This window comes from Microcoleus sp. A006_D1 (genome assembly GCF_036702805.1).
Lineage (GTDB): Bacteria > Cyanobacteriota > Cyanobacteriia > Cyanobacteriales > Microcoleaceae > Microcoleus.
In genome coordinates, this window is the sequence record NZ_JAUBVZ010000023.1 from 65,266 (window position 1) to 83,478 (window position 18,213).

13 protein-coding genes are annotated in these 18,213 nt (G+C 46.3%); 7 read left to right on the forward strand and 6 right to left on the reverse strand.

What is annotated here, in order from left to right:
• Window positions 1-13: 13 nt before the first annotated feature.
• Entirely contained in the window at window positions 14-649 is a 636-nt protein-coding gene (locus tag QUB68_RS27630) for a L,D-transpeptidase (protein WP_332998101.1), read from the forward strand.
• 140 nt (window positions 650-789) lie between these two features.
• Here the strand turns inward: QUB68_RS27630 and QUB68_RS27635 are convergent, their stop codons facing one another.
• The 6 genes from QUB68_RS27635 to QUB68_RS27660 all read right to left on the reverse strand — a co-directional run bounded on the left by QUB68_RS27635 (window position 790) and on the right by QUB68_RS27660 (window position 8,488).
• Window positions 790-2,658, reverse strand: coding sequence for a hypothetical protein (locus tag QUB68_RS27635; protein ID WP_332998102.1), 1,869 nt, complete (start codon window positions 2,656-2,658; stop codon window positions 790-792).
• 65 nt (window positions 2,659-2,723) lie between these two features.
• A complete protein-coding gene (locus QUB68_RS27640; protein WP_332998103.1) occupies window positions 2,724-3,659 on the reverse strand; it encodes a Uma2 family endonuclease in 936 nt (311 codons plus the stop codon).
• A gap of 21 nt (window positions 3,660-3,680) precedes the next feature.
• Complete coding sequence (locus tag QUB68_RS27645; protein ID WP_332998104.1) at window positions 3,681-4,538, reverse strand: Uma2 family endonuclease; 858 nt, start codon at window positions 4,536-4,538, stop codon at window positions 3,681-3,683.
• Between the two features lie 4 nt (window positions 4,539-4,542).
• Window positions 4,543-7,896, reverse strand: a complete 3,354-nt coding sequence (locus QUB68_RS27650) for a HEAT repeat domain-containing protein (RefSeq protein WP_332998105.1) — start codon at window positions 7,894-7,896, stop codon at window positions 4,543-4,545.
• Between the two features lie 39 nt (window positions 7,897-7,935).
• Window positions 7,936-8,184 (reverse strand): type II toxin-antitoxin system MqsA family antitoxin, encoded by a 249-nt coding sequence (locus QUB68_RS27655; RefSeq protein WP_332998106.1) that lies wholly within the window; start codon window positions 8,182-8,184, stop codon window positions 7,936-7,938.
• A 4-nt stretch (window positions 8,185-8,188) separates the two neighbouring features.
• On the reverse strand, window positions 8,189-8,488 hold the full coding sequence (locus QUB68_RS27660) for a DUF4258 domain-containing protein (protein ID WP_332998107.1): 300 nt from the start codon (window positions 8,486-8,488) through the stop codon (window positions 8,189-8,191).
• A 51-nt stretch (window positions 8,489-8,539) separates the two neighbouring features.
• Between QUB68_RS27660 and QUB68_RS27665 the strand changes: the two genes are divergently transcribed.
• The 6 genes from QUB68_RS27665 (at window position 8,540) to QUB68_RS27690 (ending at window position 17,990) form a co-directional block, all read left to right on the forward strand.
• Window positions 8,540-9,352 carry an ABC transporter ATP-binding protein gene (locus tag QUB68_RS27665; protein ID WP_332998108.1) on the forward strand — a complete coding sequence of 271 codons (813 nt, stop codon included), beginning with the start codon at window positions 8,540-8,542 and terminating at the stop codon, window positions 9,350-9,352.
• An 89-nt stretch (window positions 9,353-9,441) separates the two neighbouring features.
• Window positions 9,442-10,179 (forward strand): ABC transporter ATP-binding protein, encoded by a 738-nt coding sequence (locus QUB68_RS27670; protein WP_332998109.1) that lies wholly within the window; start codon window positions 9,442-9,444, stop codon window positions 10,177-10,179.
• Window positions 10,176-11,048 carry an EamA family transporter gene (locus tag QUB68_RS27675; RefSeq protein ID WP_332998110.1) on the forward strand — a complete coding sequence of 291 codons (873 nt, stop codon included), beginning with the start codon at window positions 10,176-10,178 and terminating at the stop codon, window positions 11,046-11,048. Before QUB68_RS27670 ends, QUB68_RS27675 begins: the two co-directional genes overlap by 4 nt.
• A gap of 171 nt (window positions 11,049-11,219) precedes the next feature.
• Complete coding sequence (gene cobN, locus QUB68_RS27680; protein WP_332998111.1) at window positions 11,220-15,182, forward strand: cobaltochelatase subunit CobN; 3,963 nt, start codon at window positions 11,220-11,222, stop codon at window positions 15,180-15,182.
• A gap of 57 nt (window positions 15,183-15,239) precedes the next feature.
• Window positions 15,240-16,838, forward strand: coding sequence for a hypothetical protein (locus tag QUB68_RS27685; RefSeq protein ID WP_332998112.1), 1,599 nt, complete (start codon window positions 15,240-15,242; stop codon window positions 16,836-16,838).
• Window positions 16,839-17,069: 231 nt separating this feature from the next.
• Window positions 17,070-17,990: an NAD(+) kinase gene (locus QUB68_RS27690; RefSeq protein ID WP_332998113.1), complete on the forward strand. Its 921-nt coding sequence runs from the start codon at window positions 17,070-17,072 to the stop codon at window positions 17,988-17,990.
• Window positions 17,991-18,213 lie beyond the last annotated feature (223 nt).

Genomic DNA, 18,213 nt, shown 5'->3' on the forward strand with positions numbered 1-18,213 from the left:
AGCGAACAAAAAAATGGTAAACAGCAAATTTTTATTTAACAAGTTAATTGTGCTGAGTTTGAGTGCAGCGGCGCTGTCTGTGGCGCTACAGCAGCAGGTGGCTGCCGAACCTGCTGCTAATTCGATTAATAGGGCGATCGCCCAGCAGCGCTCAAAATCCGAGGTAAAATTGCCGAATCTGGGAGCCCCGGAACTGCCGCCCCTGGGCGAACCGTCTCGGTATCTTCCCCAGGAACCAAAAGCTGCGGAAAATCCGATGGAGGAAGTACGTTTAGTGCTGAGATTGCGAGAACGCCGCGTCTATGTTTACCGCAAAAATAAGGTGCAAGCGAGTTTCCCGGTGGCTGTGGGGAAACAGGGCTGGGAAACTCCCACGGGCAATTTTAAAGTTATGCAAATGATTAAAGATCCTGTTTGGGAGCATCCTTGGACAGGAGAACTTGTGCCCGCTGGCCCGGACAATCCGCTGGGCACTAGGTGGATCGGGTTTTGGACGGATGGCAAAAATGTCATCGGTTTTCACGGGACTCCTACTCCAGAGTCGATCGGGCGAGCGGCTTCTCACGGTTGTGTCAGAATGTTCGATAAAGATGCCCAAGCTTTATTTGAGAAAGTCGCAGTTGGTACTCCGGTAATAGTTGAAAAGTAATTATTGGGAAACTGGGGTATTTGAAAATATTCAGCAACAGGCAAGATGCCTGTTCCACAAAGAGTTAAATAGATTGTGGGGTGGGCCGGAGAGCCCGCCCCCTCTCTTAGCAACAGGTAAGATGCCTATTCCACAAAGAGTTAAATAGATTGCTGGTATTTTTCCAGCAATTCCGGGATATAATCGTAGCCATCAACACCGATCGCCGGAATGATATTCGAGCGACTTTTTGTCAAAGATTGTTTAAAAGCGTCCGCCCCCATTTGTCCGCGCAAAATTGTCAGCAAACCAGCCGATTGACGCCACTCCATCGCCCCAATTTGCTCCAAAGTATACATCCCCAAACTACCAGCAAATATCGCTTGTTCTAGTTGATTCATGCTGTAATAAGCTTGAGCCAAATAAGCCAAATTCAGACCTTGCAGATACAAATCGCCCGAAAATTGTGCAGCTTGCCAACCTTTGACCAAATACTCGATCGCTTCTGCCGGATTTTCCAAGGCAATTTTAGCAATCCCGAGACTGCTGGAACAAAAAGCTTGACTTTGCCTGTCTCCCAATTTTTCAGACAGCAACAAACCTTGCTCCAAATAGCTGATCGCACTCTCATAAACCTCCGGTTCCGCCTCCTCCAACTGCCGCGCTTGAAACACCTCGCTGTAGCCCAAATTAGCCAGCGCATTTGCCTCACCTTGCCGCTCTCCCGCTTGTCGTGCCATAATTAAAGCCCGCTGACTGTAATTAATCGCTTCTTGATAATTTTTTTGAGCAACATAATTGCGGCTGATGTGATTGAGATTGGCAACTTCGCAAGCTTTATCTCCTTCCAGACGGGCAATTTCCAGCGATTCCTTGTGCAATAAGATCGATCGCTCATAGGCCCCAGCCGCCTGCATCGAATAACCCAAAAGTGTCAGAATCCGAGCCTTAGCTTGAGTACCCTCAACACGGCGCAGAGGTTCATCTAAATAATCCAAAGTATGCCGCAGAGCTTTACCGTCAAACGATGCAAAAATCCCGCCGTAAAGCGGAAAGTATTCTCGCTGAGAAAACGCGCGCAAAATTTGCAAAGTCACTTGAAAACAAGCATTTGCCAACTGCTCGCCGCTCTTGGTAGAATTATTAAATCCACTAGCTAGCTGACTCCAAATTACCGAGAAAGTAATGTAAGTAGAAATCGAAGCTTTTGTTGACACTTTGGAATCGTAAACTTGCTTGTCGAACCATGTCGCCAATGCCCGCTGCAAGCACTGCAAAATAATCGCCAATTCCAGTAACGTACCTAATTCTACATTAGACTGCTTTGCTGCAAATTCAACAATAGAATCACCCCTGGCAATAGTCTGCAAAAGAGCGTTAGCAAAGGCACTATTCACTTTTTTTGCCCAAAAAGCCCAAGGCCCATTTTGTTCGGGACTACCGGCGAATCCTAGCTGCTGCGGTTGATAAATCCAGCCGACGAGTTCCGGTTCCAAGCGCTGCCAAGATTCTAAACCTTTGGCAATACCGGCGGTGATTTGCTGCAAATCTCGCTCGGTTTCGGGATTGGTAGTTTGCAGCATTTGTTGGTGTACAGATTTTGACAATTGCTGCAATTGATCGAGAGTCAGCGGATGTTCTTTATTGGGATCGATTATTTGCAATATTGCCAGGAGGCGGCCGTTGGATTCGGCGGTAAGGATTTGTTGGATGGAGGATGCGATCGCGCGATCGACTCGGTTATCCTTCTGCCAGCGTTCCCATTCTCCTTGGATGGTTTTTAGCGCTCTGAGGCTACGATTTGCCTTGGCTTGTTTGATTTCGTCCTTTTCATTTCTGAGCAGGTTTTCGGTGGCATCTAAGCGTTCGCCGAAACAGCGCTCAAAAATTTCGCCGGTGCCGGTGCCAATGTCTTGCACCAGCATTTGATATACTTGTTCTTTAGAGCGAATTTGACCTTTTAGGGTGATTTCGACGATTTTGTCGATTAGGGCTAAGTAGCGATCGCGCAATGAAGTAGATTCTGGCATAAGTTATTTTTAGTTAATAAATTTTTATTGACACCGCGAGCCGTATTTCACGCTGCTACTTAATTTTACAGTTCATCTGGATTAATGCCCATGTCTCGCAGGCGATCGGCCAATCGATTTGCTCGCTGTCTTTCTGATTCAGCTTGCTGTCTTTCTGATTCGGCTCGCTGACTTTCTAATTCAGCCCGCCGACTTTCTGATTCAGCCCGTTGTCTTTCTGATTCAGCTCGCTGTCTTTCCGATTCAGCCCGTTGACTTTCCGATTCAGCTTGCTGTCTTTCAATTTCAGCTTGCTGCCTTTCAAATTCAGCTCGTTGGCTTTCCAATTGAGCTCGCTGTCTTTCAAATTCTTCAGGAGTCAGAACCAAATTGCCATTAATATCATACCAGCGCAGCCACAACCTTTGATTTTGCAGAAAAGCACCTTCCCACAAACCCAAACTCAACTGTATTTCCGGTATCCAGAATCGAAAACCTGTTAACACTTGTTCGCGGTAACGGTTGCCAATTAAGCGAAATACTCTCAATTGGTTGTTGTATTTGCTAAACACAAAGTAATAGGGAATCTTCAAAATTTTCTCGTAAACCTGCCACTTAGTCGGAGGTTTGTTTGGTTCTGATTCTGTCAGCCCCAAATCTTCATCTTCCGTACTTGGTGATAGAAATTCGATCGCAATTAAAGGATTGACTGCTTCGTCCCAAATCACATAACTTTGGCGCAAGTCTCTGTCTTGATAAAATCTCGAAACGCCCACAACTAAGTACCAATCGGGTCTTTTGTACCAATTGAGGTGGTTGGAGTCGTAGTATAGATTCAGATCGCTGGCCGAAAATACGCGATCGGCTGGATAATTAGGGGGAATGCAGCTAGCGCACAAAAGCTGTGCTTGCCACTGATGATATTCGTCAGGCAAACCGGGTTCCTCCGGGTCTTCACTGGGTAGATCGTACATCGTCGGCAACGCTTTTGCTTGGGAAGATTGCGAATCTGGTATGTACATTGTTATATGATTAGCATAAAACTACAGTTCATCTGGATTAATGCCCATTGCTCGGAGGCGATCGGCTAAACGATTTGCTCGATCCCTTTCTGATTCAGCGCGTTGACTTTCTAATTCAGCCCGCTGACTTTCTAATTCAGCCCGTTGACTTTCAGATTCAGCCCGTTGACTTTCAGATTCAGCCCGTTGACTTTCTAATTCAGCCCGTTGTCTTTCAAATTCTTCGGGAGTCAAAACCCAATCACCACTAGCATCGTACCAGCGCAGCCACAACCTCGAAAAACCTTCATAACAACCTTCCCACAAACCAATACCTAACTCTAATTCCGGTATCCAGAAGCGCGAATCAGTTAAAACTGGTTCGCAGTAAAGATTATCAATCAATTGAAATACTCTCAATTGATTAGTGTAGCGACTAAAAACAAAGTAGTAAGGAATCTGCAAAATCTCTTCATAAACTCGCCACTTAGTCGGCGGTTTATTTCGCACTTCTGGTGTGATTCCCAAATCTTCATCTTCAGTTCCAGGTGACAGCAGTTCCACTACTACTAGAGGACTAATATTTTCTTGCCACATCACGTAACTGAGGCGCAAGTCCTCACCGCGATAAAATCTCGAAGCCCCCAAAACAACGAACCAATCGGGTTTTTTATACCAATTGAGATGATTGGAATCGTAGTAAAAATTGAGGTTTGTCGCTATAAAGATTTGGTCTAGCGGATGGTTGCGAGGGCGGCAGGTTAGGCGCAGCAGTTCGGGTTGATAGTCGTGGTATTCGTCAGGTAAACCGGGCTCCTCCGGGTCTTCACTGGGTAAATCATACATCGTAGGGAGCAGTTTTGTCTGGGAATGCTGCGAATCCGGTATGTACATCGTCATAGGATTACCCTGGCGAGACGGCTTGAGGAGATTGAGGCGGTACGGCAATGGAGACATTATAGCGCGCTGCGATTTCTTTCGGCAAAAAGTCAGTATCTCTTGCACCGGGAATCTTGGCCAAATAACAATCACGAACTGCTAACATAAAACCTTTAATTGCCTCTGGCGAATTTTGAAAGTCTGCATCTATTAGAAAATCGCGCCACTTCCTTTCATTTTCACCATAAATATCGACTAAATGCAATCCTGCTAAATACTCGGCTACGGGGTCAAGTACAAACCGGACATTCTCTTTGCTAGGAACATTCGTTTGCATCAGGTGGAGTTTTTCTTGGAGATAGTTGAAGCGTCTTTCCACATCTTGTGAATGGAATGCAGATAGCGCATTGATGGCATCGGTCATCTTAGTGCTAGTGGGTCGATAAGTGAGTTTGAGGCATTCCCAAGCGAGCAATTTAGCATCTTCGTGAACGGTGATATCTGTCAATTTATTTTCTACCATGTCCCGGTTCAGTTCGTTCAGGTAGGACAGCATTAAATCTGGTATATTTTCAGGTAACTTACCCGTTTTGTTGCCTTCCATTTTCGCGACCAACACATCGGCGTACAGTTTGGCAAACAATACAGTTGTACTTCTGCCTTGAATTCTGATTTCCTCTAAGAGTTTAGCCAAGTCGCCGCAGGCATAATGAAATTGCGAACCGTTAAAAAGATTTAATTTTCCTAGCTTGTCTAAGTATTTTTCCATGAAAGCTGATAGTTCCGATCCCTCAATTCGCAACGGGTGAAGCGTGTTTTTGTTGGCTTTACCCATTGTGGAATCAAGTCGCGAAGTCACAACCAAAGCATTGATGGGAAAATCGGCAGCATTAGGGTCAATTTCCTTTTGGGTTGTTTCTGCCATTTCTGAAAAGTGGTCGGCAATTACCAGAATGCGGCGCTGTTGTAGCAATTTTTGCAGCAGTTCTTCAGCAATGGGGGTGGGATGGTTGGTGATAGATTTTAGTTGACCGCGTATGGCTTCAAAAAAGGGATTTTTGCCTTCGGCGACTTTACTGTCTAGTTCTTCTTCGATCAAGATTGGAATCATCAGGTGTTTGCAGAGGCGTTGGGTTTTATCGCGTTCCATTGCCCAATCGGCAATTTGACAAGCGATGCTAGTTTTGCCGATACCGCCTTCACCCCAGATGAGCAGACAGATTCGCTTTTTGGTAAAAATTGCTGGCAAATCTTGACCTCTAAGTTGAGGTAGTTTTTTGTCGTCTAATTCAAAAGAAACTGGGATGTAAGTAGCGCGGCTTTTGACTGTATTTCGTTGAGCAAATTGTTCGCGGACTGTTTCGATGTGGGCCGAAATCCAGGAATCTAGAACTCTGGGACGGTAAATAAAAATACTGATAAAGGTAAGGTCGCGAATTCGCACGGGAGCACCGCCCCATGTTTCAGGTAGTTTAAATTCGTAGGGTTTGAGTGCGTCGTTGATTCGCAGCAGCCATAGGGGACGCAGCCGGAGGATTGCAAACCACAGGGAGGGGAAGAAGATTAGGTAAATTATTGTTGCTGCTACCCATTGATTCTGGCTAATTAAATTGAATAAGTTGGCGTTTTGTTCGGCTTTGAGATTCTTGATATATACACGGAGATTTGCGATAGTTCTCTTCTTTACCGACTCATCGTCTACTGAAACATATTGATCATCACGTTCAGCCTCATACGGTTCCAAAATTTTTAAGGCTGACTCTAGGTTTAATACAGCCTGATTTAACTGCGATGGGGTTAGCGTATTTGCCTTTTCTTGAAGGCTAAGAGCAATGTTCTCCAAAGCATAGATGGCATTGCTACGTGGTTTATCGGAATCTTTCAGCAAGAGAATTAGCTGCGGCACAGCAGTTTTAGCTTCTGCACCCATACTCCCCAAAGCATCGGCGGCACTGTGACGCACATTTATATCGGAGTCTTTCAGCAAGAGAATTAGCTGCGGCACAGCAGTTTTAGCTTCTGCACCGATTCTCCCCAAGACACGGGCGGCATTACTACGCACGTCTGCATCGGAGTCTTTGAGCAAAAGAATTAGCTGCGGCACAGCAGTTTTAGCTTCTGCACCAATATCCCCCAATACATCGGCCGCATTACGACGCATAAATATATCGGAGTCTTTTAGCAAGGGAATTAGCTGTGGCATAGCAGTTTTAGCTTCTGCACCGATTCCCCGCAAGGCAAAGGAGGCACTAAGACGCACGTGTGCATCGGAGTCTTTCAGCAGGGGAATTAGCTGTGGCACAGCAGTTTTAGCTTCTGCACCGATTTTCCCCAAGACATCGGCGGCACTGCTACGCACCTCTGCATCGGAGTCTTTCAACAAGACAATTAGCTGTGGCACAGCAGTTTTAGCTTCTGCACCGATTTTCCCCAAGACATCGGCGGCACTACTACGCACGTCTGCATCGGAGTCTTTCAGCAAGAGAATTAGCTGTGGCAAAGCAGTTTTAGCAGCTTCTGTACCCATATTCTCCAAAGCACGGGCGGCACTTTTACGCACATCTGCATCGGAGTCTTTCAGCAAGGGAATTAGCTGCGGCACAACAGTTTTAGCTTCTGCACCAATATTCCCCAAGGCAAAGGCGGCACTTTTACGCACATCTGCATCGGAGTCTTTAAGCAAGAGAATTAGCTGTGGCACAGTATTTTTAGCTTCTGCACCCATACTCCCCAAGGCACTGGCGGCACTACTACGCACGTCTGCATCGGAGTCTTTCAGCAAGGGAATTAGCTGCGGCACAGCATTTTTAGCTTCTGATAACTCTTTCGATACATACCTATATCCATTCATGATTTTTCCTAACACGTTGACAGCATTACGGCGTACCTTTACATCCGAGTCTTTCAATGCTTTGACAAGGGCAGGAATAGCACGATTGCCATTTCTTTCGAGAACTTGAGTAACACTCCGGCGGAGTAGCAAATTTTCCTCTCGCAAAGCTTCAATCAAAGCAGGAATAGCTGGTTCACCTATTTTTCCTAACTTTTTAATAGCTGCATCAAGTTCCTTTTCATCGTTGCTCTTTAACTTCTCAATGAGGGACGAAATCTCTTTGGAACTAGCTTTTGCTGCGCTGACACTTTCTGCCCCAGCGCTGCGAATCAACAGCAAAGGCGATGTGAAAGATAAAAACGAGAGGGCAATTACGGCAACTAATCTTTTTCGGTAGCGCGTCGTCATGAGCCAGAATCCTTGTATTTGATGAGCCGTATCAGCCATTTGAATAATTGTATCTACATTCTGATCGCACTGGTTTTCTGAATCCGGGCGATCTAAATTTGTGGTTGTCAGCGGCGAATCTATTTTAAATGCTGCCAAGGGCGAGCATCGAATCTTCCCAAACCAACCAGAAATGATTTACGTGTAACTTTTGCTGGGAATTTGGATATATGAATCAGGCATTTCATGCTGCTGATGAATAGCAAAGAAACGGCGCTCAATTTCTTTAAGCACTGCTGCATCATAATAAATCATACCGCAATCCAGACAAATCTCAACAGGCGTGTTAGGAACTAGCAAGTATTTACCTTTGTGACTGTAAAGGTAATTGATTTTACGTTCTTCATAGCGGTTGCTACCGCAGGTATTGCATCGGATTTCTCGCATGAGTTTATCCTCTGGTTCTAGGGTTAATAAAATTTGGGGGACTGGGAATATAGACAGTTATAATTGCTATTCTTTCACCGCGCCAGCCGCAGACTATATGAATGGCTATCTCACCTGCATAACCTAATACTAAACAACTTTCACCTCGACCAGTATTAGGATATTGCTCAAGAATCTCTCCCTTGAGCAAAGCTTCCTCAACCTGAGTAAAGGTTAAGTCATCAGCCTGACGCTCGATATCTCCATGAGCTGTATAAACATATAAATTTTGGCGAATTTTTGCTTGAATTTCCTCGGCTTCCATTTATACTTAAGTCTAAGGCATAATCACATAATCACTATTTTATCATATTTGATGATTTCCGAACCACTTACCCTCTCAAAAAGCACTCCTGTTTTAGAAGCCCAAGGATTAACTCGCCGCTTTGGCGGTTTAGTTGCCGTAAACGATGTATCTTTTACAGTTCAAAAACACGAGATTTTTGGATTGATTGGCCCTAACGGCGCTGGCAAGACCACTCTGTTTAATGTAATGACTGGACTGATACCTGCTTCTAGTGGCAATCTGATTTATCAAGACGAAAATATTTCTAAATTGCGGCCTTATCAAATTGCGAATAAAGGTATTGCCAGAACATTTCAAAATATTCGGTTGTTTGGCGAACTTTCTGTTTTGGATAACGTGGCGATCGCCCGACACATCCACAGTCGCCCTGGAAATCCGGTATTATCACTACTATCGGGGATTTTCGGCTTACCAGAGTCTAACGCAATGGAGCGCCAAACCCAGCGGAAAGCCCTGGAATTGTTGGATTTGGTCGGATTGGGCGATCGCGCGCAGGAACAAGCCAAAAACCTACCCTACGGCGACCAGAGGCGCTTAGAAATCGCCCGCGCCTTAGCCCTAGAACCGACAATCTTGCTGTTAGATGAACCTGCGGCGGGGATGAATCCCACGGAAAAGCACAAGTTAAGTGATTTCATCCGGGAAGTGCGCGCACAATTCAATTTAACTGTAATATTGATCGAGCATCACGTACCGCTAGTGATGGGATTGTGCGATCGCATTGCGGTGTTGCATTTTGGTCAGCTTATTGCCTTGGGTGAACCTGCTATTGTCAGGAATGATCCGGCTGTAATTGAGGCTTATTTGGGAGATGAGAAATAACTCATAAAACCCGGCGATTGGAAATCGCGTCTACACAAACAATGTCCGCCTCCGCGGACTAAGACCATCAACAAATTAAGTTATATGAAATGCAAAATAGCGCACCCAAAACTACCCAAAATATCCTTTTAGAACTCAAAAATCTCTGTGTAAATTACGGCGGAATTCAAGCCCTCCAAAATATCAATTTAACTGTGAATGCGGGCGAAGTTGTCAGTCTCATCGGCGCTAACGGTGCGGGGAAAAGTACGACGCTGAGAGCAATTTCTAAAATAGTTAATTTGCGACAAGGACAAATCATATACAGCGGGCGCGATATTACGCGCCGCCAAGCTCACGAAGTGGTAAAATTGGGAATCGCCCACAGTCCAGAAGGGCGAAGGGTTTTGGCGCAGCAAACGGTGTTGACTAACTTGGAATTAGGGGCTTATGTGCGATCGGACTTCGCAGCGATAAAAGCCGATTTAGCCCGCCAATTCGAGCTATTTCCGCGCCTAGCAGAAAGGCGCACTCAACTAGCCGGAACCCTCAGCGGTGGGGAACAGCAAATGCTGGCGATCGCCCGCGCGCTCATGAGCCGCCCAAAACTGCTATTATTAGACGAACCGAGTTTAGGCTTAGCACCTGCGATCGTCAAAGAAATTTTTGCGATCGTTCAAAACCTGCGCTCTACGGGCGTTACAATCTTGTTAGTCGAACAAAACGCTAATTTGGCACTCCAAATTGCCGATCGGGCTTACGTACTAGAAGCTGGTAACATTACCCTTACAGGTATAGGATCGGATTTGTTAAACGACGAGCGAGTCAGGAGCGCATATTTAGGTTGACTTGGTTAATTTTTGGAATTCTCACCGCTTTTTTTGAAGCAGTAAAAGACGTTTTCAGCAAGCAAAACCTGAAAAAAAACGACGAATATGTCGTAGCTTGGTCGTTAGCATTTTTTTCAGCAGTCTTTTTAGCTCCCTTTCTATTCTTCATAGAAATACCGCAATTAAACCCGCAATTAAACCCGCAATTTTGGATAGCCTTGTTAATCGGAGCAAGCCTCAACTCAGTTACAGCTATCCTCTACATTAAAGCGATCAAACTGTCAGATTTATCCCTAACCGTGCCGCTGGTAGCTTTAACACCGTTATTCATGCTGCTAACTTCACCGTTAATTGTCGGCGAATATCCCAACTTTTTTGATTGTATTGGAATTTGTTTCATAGTCATGGGCTCCTATCTATTAAACATCAAAGAAAAATCCCAAGGATATCTAGCCCCCTTCAAAGCACTCCTGCACCAACCAGGGCCAAAATTAATGTTAATCGTAGCATTTCTGTGGAGTATCACCTCAAATTTTGACAAAATAGGAGTGCAGAACTCTTCCCCGATTTTTTGGTTATTTTCTTTATTTACAGCCATGAGTGTGTTATTGTTGCCAGTTTTACTGCACAAAACCCCTAAGCCCAGCCGCAAAATTATGCAGCACTTACCGATGCTAATAACAATGGGTTTTGTCAATGCTTTAGGAGTGATTTTTCAGATGCAAGCTTTGACAATGACTTTAGTAGTGCAAGTAATAGCGGTTAAGCGTACCAGCGTATTAATGGGTGTACTGTTCGGTCATTTCATTTTTAAGGAAAAAGATATTCAGCAAAGATTGTTGGGAGCTGCTATCATGATTGTGGGAGTTTTCTTTATCACCTTATGAATTTTTGTAGGTCAGCGGATTTTAGCAAACAAAATTTACCCACTACACCCAAGAAACCGGGTTTTTACGTAATCTGTCGGTAGCTGCGAAATATCTTCGTGAAAAACCCGGTTTCTGACCGCCCATGTGCCATAATTAAATCATTTAGACTGATTATATAGGTAAAAATTAATGCACAAAATAGCCGCGACACCCGGAGGTTGGAACCCTCAATCAGAAGGAGTAATTTTTATTCAGCAAACCCCAGCACCAATTGTGTTTATTAGTGCTGCTGACACCGACATTCAAACACTCGCGGCAGCCTCATCCAAAATGCCCGCAAATTTCCCGAAAGTGCGCGCCGTAAATCTGCTTCAGTTACAGCAACAACTAACCATTGATACCTACGCTGAGGAAATTTTAGAACGCGCAGAGGTGATAATCTTAAGGCTGTTAGGCGGGCGTTCTTATTGGTCTTACGGGTTAGAAGTTCTGCGGGAAACGGTGCAGAAAACTAATGCAGCACTGATTGTGATGCCTGGTGAAGATAGTCCCGATCCAGATTTAATTAGTCATTCTAATGTATCGCTGTCCGCAGTTAATCAACTGTGGCGTTATTTCACTGAAGGTGGAGTGCAAAACTTTGTTAATGCCCTCAAGTTTACTGCTGATACTTGTCTGAAAACTTCTTACAATCCGCCGCTACCTCAAACAGTTTCCCGCGTCGGGATTTATGATTGGGGCAGGCGCCCGGGGGCGTGTCTTGAAACTTTCCAACCAGATTCCGATCCCCCTAAATCCCCCTTAATAAGGGGGACTTTGACAACTTCTTGCTCCCCCCTTATTAAGGGGGGCTGGGGGGGATCTCCGGGTTTACCAGCCCAGGTTAAGGTAAGTGGGACTTTGACAACTTCTTGCTCCCCCCTTATTAAGGGGGGCTGGGGGGGATCTCCGGGTTTATCACCACACGCTAAAGTCGGAATTTTATTTTATCGCGCTCATTACTTATCAGGAAACTTGGCACCAATCGATGCACTTTGTCAAGCTCTAGCAGAGCGAAACTTAGCACCAGTTCCCGTCTTTGTGTCTTCGCTGCGGGAACCAGATTTGCAAATAGAATTGCTGGAATATTTCCAACCCAAAGACTCCGAACCAATTCAATTATTGCTCAACACCACAAGTTTTGCTGTCTCGGGTTTCAACAGTCAAGAACCGGAACAAAATAGTTTAAAATCCTTAGATGTTCCTGTATTACAAGCCATCTTCAGCTGTGGCGGTTTGGAACAGTGGGAAACTGAATTGCAAGGACTTTCGCCTCGGGATGTGGCGATGAATGTGGCATTGCCCGAAGTAGACGGTAAAATCATTACTCGGGCTGTTTCTTTTAAGGCGGTACAGACTTGGAACAGCGAATTAGAAACAGATGTGGTAGGATATGTCGCAGCGGGCGATCGCATTTCATTCGTAGCAGATTTAACCGCGAATTGGGTGAAAATGAAACAAACCCCAGCCGCCAACAGACGCATCGCCATAATTCTCGCCAATTATCCCACCCGCAACGCCCGCTTAGCTAACGGTGTCGGCTTAGATACGCCCGCTAGCTGTGTGGAAATCCTCAAAGCTATGCAGCAAGCAGGCTATCAAGTTGAAAACATTCCTGCTAGTGGCAATGAGTTAATTGAACTCCTGACTTCTGGCGTGACAAATGACCCGGAAGGACGCGAATTGCGGCCTGTTAATCAATCTTTGGATTTGGCAGAATATGAAGAATATTTTACTACTTTGCCGCAGGAAGTACAAGATGGCATTTGCCAAAGATGGGGATTAGCAGAAAACCATGCACAAGATTTAATCACTGATCACAAGTCTTTCGCGATTCCGGGAATTCAATTCGGCAATGTGTTTGTGGGAATTCAACCATCGCGCGGATACGAAATTGATCCAGCGTTAAATTACCACGCGCCAGATTTGGAACCTACCCACAATTATCTCGCTTACTATTACTGGCTGCGCGAAAAGTTGGGAATTGATGCGATCATTCATGCGGGAAAACACGGGAATTTAGAATGGCTTCCGGGTAAAAGTGTCGCATTGTCTAATAAATGTTATCCCGAAGTCGCATTGGGCGCGATGCCGAATTTTTATCCGTTTATTGTCAACGATCCGGGGGAAGGTTCCCAGGCAAAAAGACGATCGCAAGCTGTGATTATCGACCACCTCACCCCGCCGATGACTCGCGCCGAACTTTACGGGCCGTTGCAGCAGTTGGAGGCCTTAATCGACGAATATTGCGAAGCCCAAAGCTTAGATCCGTCGAGATTACCGATGATTCGCGATCGCATTGTAGCCCTCACCAACCAGGAAAATCTAGATAAAGACTTAGGCATTCAACTCAATAAATCGGAATTTACCGAGTTTATCACCCGCACCGACGGCTATCTTTGCGAACTCAAAGAGTCCCAAATTCGCGATGGATTGCACGTGTTCGGGAAGTGTCCCGAAGGGCGACAGTTGCGAGATTTGATAATTGCGATCGCCCGCCATCCTAGCACAAATCGTTCCGGCTTAACCCGCTCCCTAGCCAAAGATTTAGGCTACGACTTCGACCCCTTAACCACCGCAGGCGATTTAACAGCCGAACTAGAAGAAAAAGCCGCTGAATTAGTAGATAATTTAATCCAAAACATCAGCGTTCATCCGCGTTCATCTGCGGTTAAAATAGGAGAAGCAACCCAACAAGAATTAGATTGGATTGCCAACTATCTTTTACCCTCACTCCTCCAAACAAACCAAGAAATTACTAACCTGTTGCGCGGACTAGATGGGCGGCACATCCCCAGCGGTGCATCCGGCGCGCCCACCCGCGGCCGACCTGATGTATTGCCCACCGGCCGCAATTTTTACTCGGTAGATATCCGCGCCATTCCCACAGAAACTGCTTGGAGAGTTGGCAGAGTTGCGGCCGAAACTTTAATCGAAAGATACACTCAAGAAAATGGTGAATATCCCAAAACTTTGGGTTTGTCTGTGTGGGGAACATCGACAATGCGGACAGGGGGAGATGACATCGCCGAAGCGCTAGCATTAATCGGAGTTCAACCGATATGGGATGGGCCTTCGCGCCGAGTTGTAGATTTTGAAATTTTGCCTGTTGCTGTTTTGGGACGGCCGCGCGTTGATGTTACTTTGCGGATTTCTGGCTTTTTCCGCGATGCTTTTGCTAATTTAATTGATTTGTTTGACTCCGCAGTCAAAGCTGTGGCAGCTTTAGATGAACCACCAGAAAATAATCCTTTAGCAGCACAAGTTAAGCAAGAGATTTTGGATTGGGAATCGGCGGGTTTGAGTCGGGAAGATGCGGAAGTGCGATCGCAATTTCGAGTCTTTGGTTCAAAACCGGGGGCTTACGGCGCGGGACTTCAGGGCATAATTGAAGCTCAAAACTGGACAGACGATGCAGATTTAGCCAAAGCTTACATTAATTGGAGCAGTTACGCCTATACTTCCTCTAGTTCTTCAAATTTACCGGGAGAGGTAACAGGAATTAAACAGAGTGAATGGGGACTTTCTGCACCCGAAGCATTTGCACAACGCCTCGGCCAAATGCAAATAGTTCTGCAAAACCAAGACAACCGCGAACACGATATCCTCGACTCTGACGATTATTATCAATTCCAAGGTGGAATGACTGCGGCAATTCGCAATTTGCAAGGGAAAAATCCTGAAACTTATTTCGGAGATAACTCGATTCCCGAAAATCCGAAAGTGCGACAACTGAAAGAAGAAATTGCGCGGGTTTATCGCAGCAGGGCGGTAAATCCAAAATGGATTGAAGGGGCGATGCGCCACGGTTATAAAGGTGCTTTTGAAATTGCCGCCACTGTCGATTTTTTGTTTGCTTATGATGCTACGGCAAATTGTGTAGAAGATTTTATGTATGAAGGAATTGCACAGGCTTACATTTTTGATGAAAAAGTGCAGGGATTTATCCAGGATAATAATCCTTGGGCGCTGCGAGATATGGCGGAAAGATTGCTAGAAGCCCGCCAGCGGGGGTTGTGGCAGAGTGCTAATCAGGATACTCTTGATAAATTGCGATCGATCGCCCTGCAAGCCGAAGCAGTCATCGAATCCCATACAGACATACGCAATTAACCTCACCAGACCGTTTGCGGTAATATCTACTAATGTTTCGCCAACGGTGAAAGCTGTATGATTCGCCGCTATATTGCTACCCTGAGCACTAACATCTTAAAACGTACTTGCGCCGCAGTCGCCGCGATCGCGCTAACAGCCGGATGTTCGCCCCCCAAGCCGCCCAACACCGCAGCGGCATCTAGCCCGATCGCATCATCCGCAGTCCTAGCGCAGCCGCCAACCTCTGTGTTAGCTGGAAACCCCAACAAAACCAAAAAATCCATCAGCGTTCCCTCATGCCCCCAAAACGACGGCTTTGCGGAGTCAATTAGCTTTGCCAGCCAAGCTGCTAATTTGGCTCAATCAGCCAATTCAAAACAAGAGTGGGACGAAGTAGCCGCCCTGTGGGTGCAGGCTGTCGCTTGGATGCAAGCGGTTCCCCCCGGCAGTCCCAGACGGGCGTTTGCCGAGAAAAAAGTCATCGAGTACATGAAAAATCTAGTTTATTCCCAACAGCAAGCGGGCGCAACCCGATCGCAAGCAAGTACAGTTAGCTTCAGCAGCGATTTACTAGACGGACAGCTAGAACTATACCTATCCTACGTTGCAGCCGTCGGGCCGCCAGATGTTTTGATTGTCGGTAGTTCCCGCGCCTTGCAAGGTGTCGATCCCAAACAGCTAAAACAATCTTTAGCAGAAAAAGGTCGATCGGGCTTAAAAGTATTTAACTTTGCAGTCAACGGCGCAACTGCCCAAGTAGTTGACTTTCAACTGCGGCGGCTTTTGAAGCCAGATCATTTGCCTCAAATGATTGTCTGGGCGGATGGTGTGCGCGCATTTAACAGCGGCCGGGACGATCGCACTTTTAATTCGATCGTCGATTCTGAAGGCAGCCAACTTTTAGCAGCAGGCGTTCGTCCTCAACTCGCGTCCGATGAACAGAATGTAATTCCCCAGTGTTATAGATTCCCGCAGCGCTGCGCTAACAGCACTTTCCGCCGAGCACAGGTATCTGTCGATCGACCTTTCAGGGGCGGGCAAGATGCCCACCCCACAGTCAAATTCATGTCTAGTGGAACAGGCATCTTGCCTGTTGCTTTCAGGGGCGGGCAAGATGCCCACCCCACAATCCAATTCCTCTCTAGTGAAACAGGCATCTTGCCTGTTACTAAAAATGCGCGGCGGACAACAGTAGCAATTAGACAAGTTAGCGAATTAGCAGATGCGATCGACTCCAACGGATTCATGACTATCTCGGGCAGTTACAATCCCAACACTTATTATCGACAACGTGCTTACGTTTCAGGTAGGTACGATCGCGACTACGAAGACTTCAACCTCGGTGGCAAACAAGCAACAGCCTTTAATTCACTGGTAGCATTTACCAAAACTCGCAAAATCCCCCTAATTTTCGTCAATTTGCCCCTCACCGACGACTACTTAGATCCAACACGTCGATCGGCAGAACAGCAGTTTCGGCAGCGAATGCAGCAACTCTCGCGGCAAAAAGGCTTCGCTTTCCGCGACTTGTCGCAGCGGTGGCCGAACCGCAACGATTACTTTGTTGATCCCAGTCACCTCAATCGCTTTGGGGCGATCGCAGTTTCTCGCATCCTCGCCGCCGATTCTAGCATTATCTGGCCGCGCCCCAAATCCCGAATCACCGACGGATGATGCAATTTCCTCGTTACCAGGCTCTGCCTGGTAACACAGATCCGGAGGCTCTGCCTCCAAATTGTGAACAATGCTGCAAAATATAAAATAGACTTATGGCGCAAATCTTTAATTGATACGGAAACCGCAGATAAACGCAGATAAACGCAGATAATTTTAAGATTGTTTGCCAATGCTTGCCATTCAAGTCTCATCTAAAATCTAAAACCTAAAATCTAAAATCGATTCATTGTGCAACTAAAACAAGTAATTATCGCCCACAAAGCCAGAGACATCCTCAGCCAGCGGTGGGCAGAACAATGTGCCCGCCAGTTAGAAAGTCGCGGGTGTCAAGTTTTAATGGGCCCCAGCGGCCCAAAAGATAACCCATATCCGGTGTTTTTAGCTTCTAGTAACAGCCCAATCGATCTAGCGGTAGTGCTCGGCGGCGACGGTACAGCCCTGGCTGCGGCGCGGAATTTGGCTGCTGACGGCATCCCGATTTTGGCGGCGAATGTGGGGGGACATCTGGGTTTTTTAACCGAGTCTTTTGAGGATTTCCAAAATACTGAGGAGATTTGGGACAGACTAGCCGAAGACAGGTATGCTGTGCAGAAGCGGATGATGTTGCAGGCGACGGTTTTTGAGGGCAACAGAACCAATCTGGAACCGGAGAGCGATCGATTTTTGGCACTGAATGAAATGTGCGTCAAACCTGCTTCTGCCGATCGAATGCCGAGCTGTATTCTAGAAATGGAAGTTGACGGCGAAGTAGTCGATCAATATCAAGGCGACGGTTTAATTGTGGCAACTCCCACCGGTTCGACTTGCTACACCGCATCCGCCAACGGGCCGATTATCCATCCAGGGATGAATGCGATCGCAGTTACTCCGATTTGCCCTTTAAGTTTATCAAGTCGGCCTGTAGTTTTGCCACCCGGTTCAGTCGTCAGCATTTGGCCTTTAGCGGATTACGAACCCAGTACAAAACTCTGGATGGACGGCATTTTAGCTACAGCAATTTGGCCCGGACAGCGCGTAGACGTGCGGATGGCAGAATGCGAAGCCAAATTTATCATTTTGCGAGAAAACTATTCTTATTACGGCACTTTGAGGGAAAAACTTCAGTGGGCCGGAGCCCGAATTCGCTACAGCAACAATCACCGCAATTAATCCAAATCATCCACAATCAACCATTAAGCGGTAGGGGCGGGTTTAGCCAAAAAATTGTGAAATGACAAACAATCTACAAACAAAACCCGCCCTCCCTCTCCACCATTAAGCGGTAGGGGCGGGTTTAGCCAAAAAATTGTGAAATCACAAACAATCTACAAACAAAACCCGCCCTCCCTCTCCACCATTAAGCGGTAGGGGCGGGTTTAGCCAAAAAATTGTG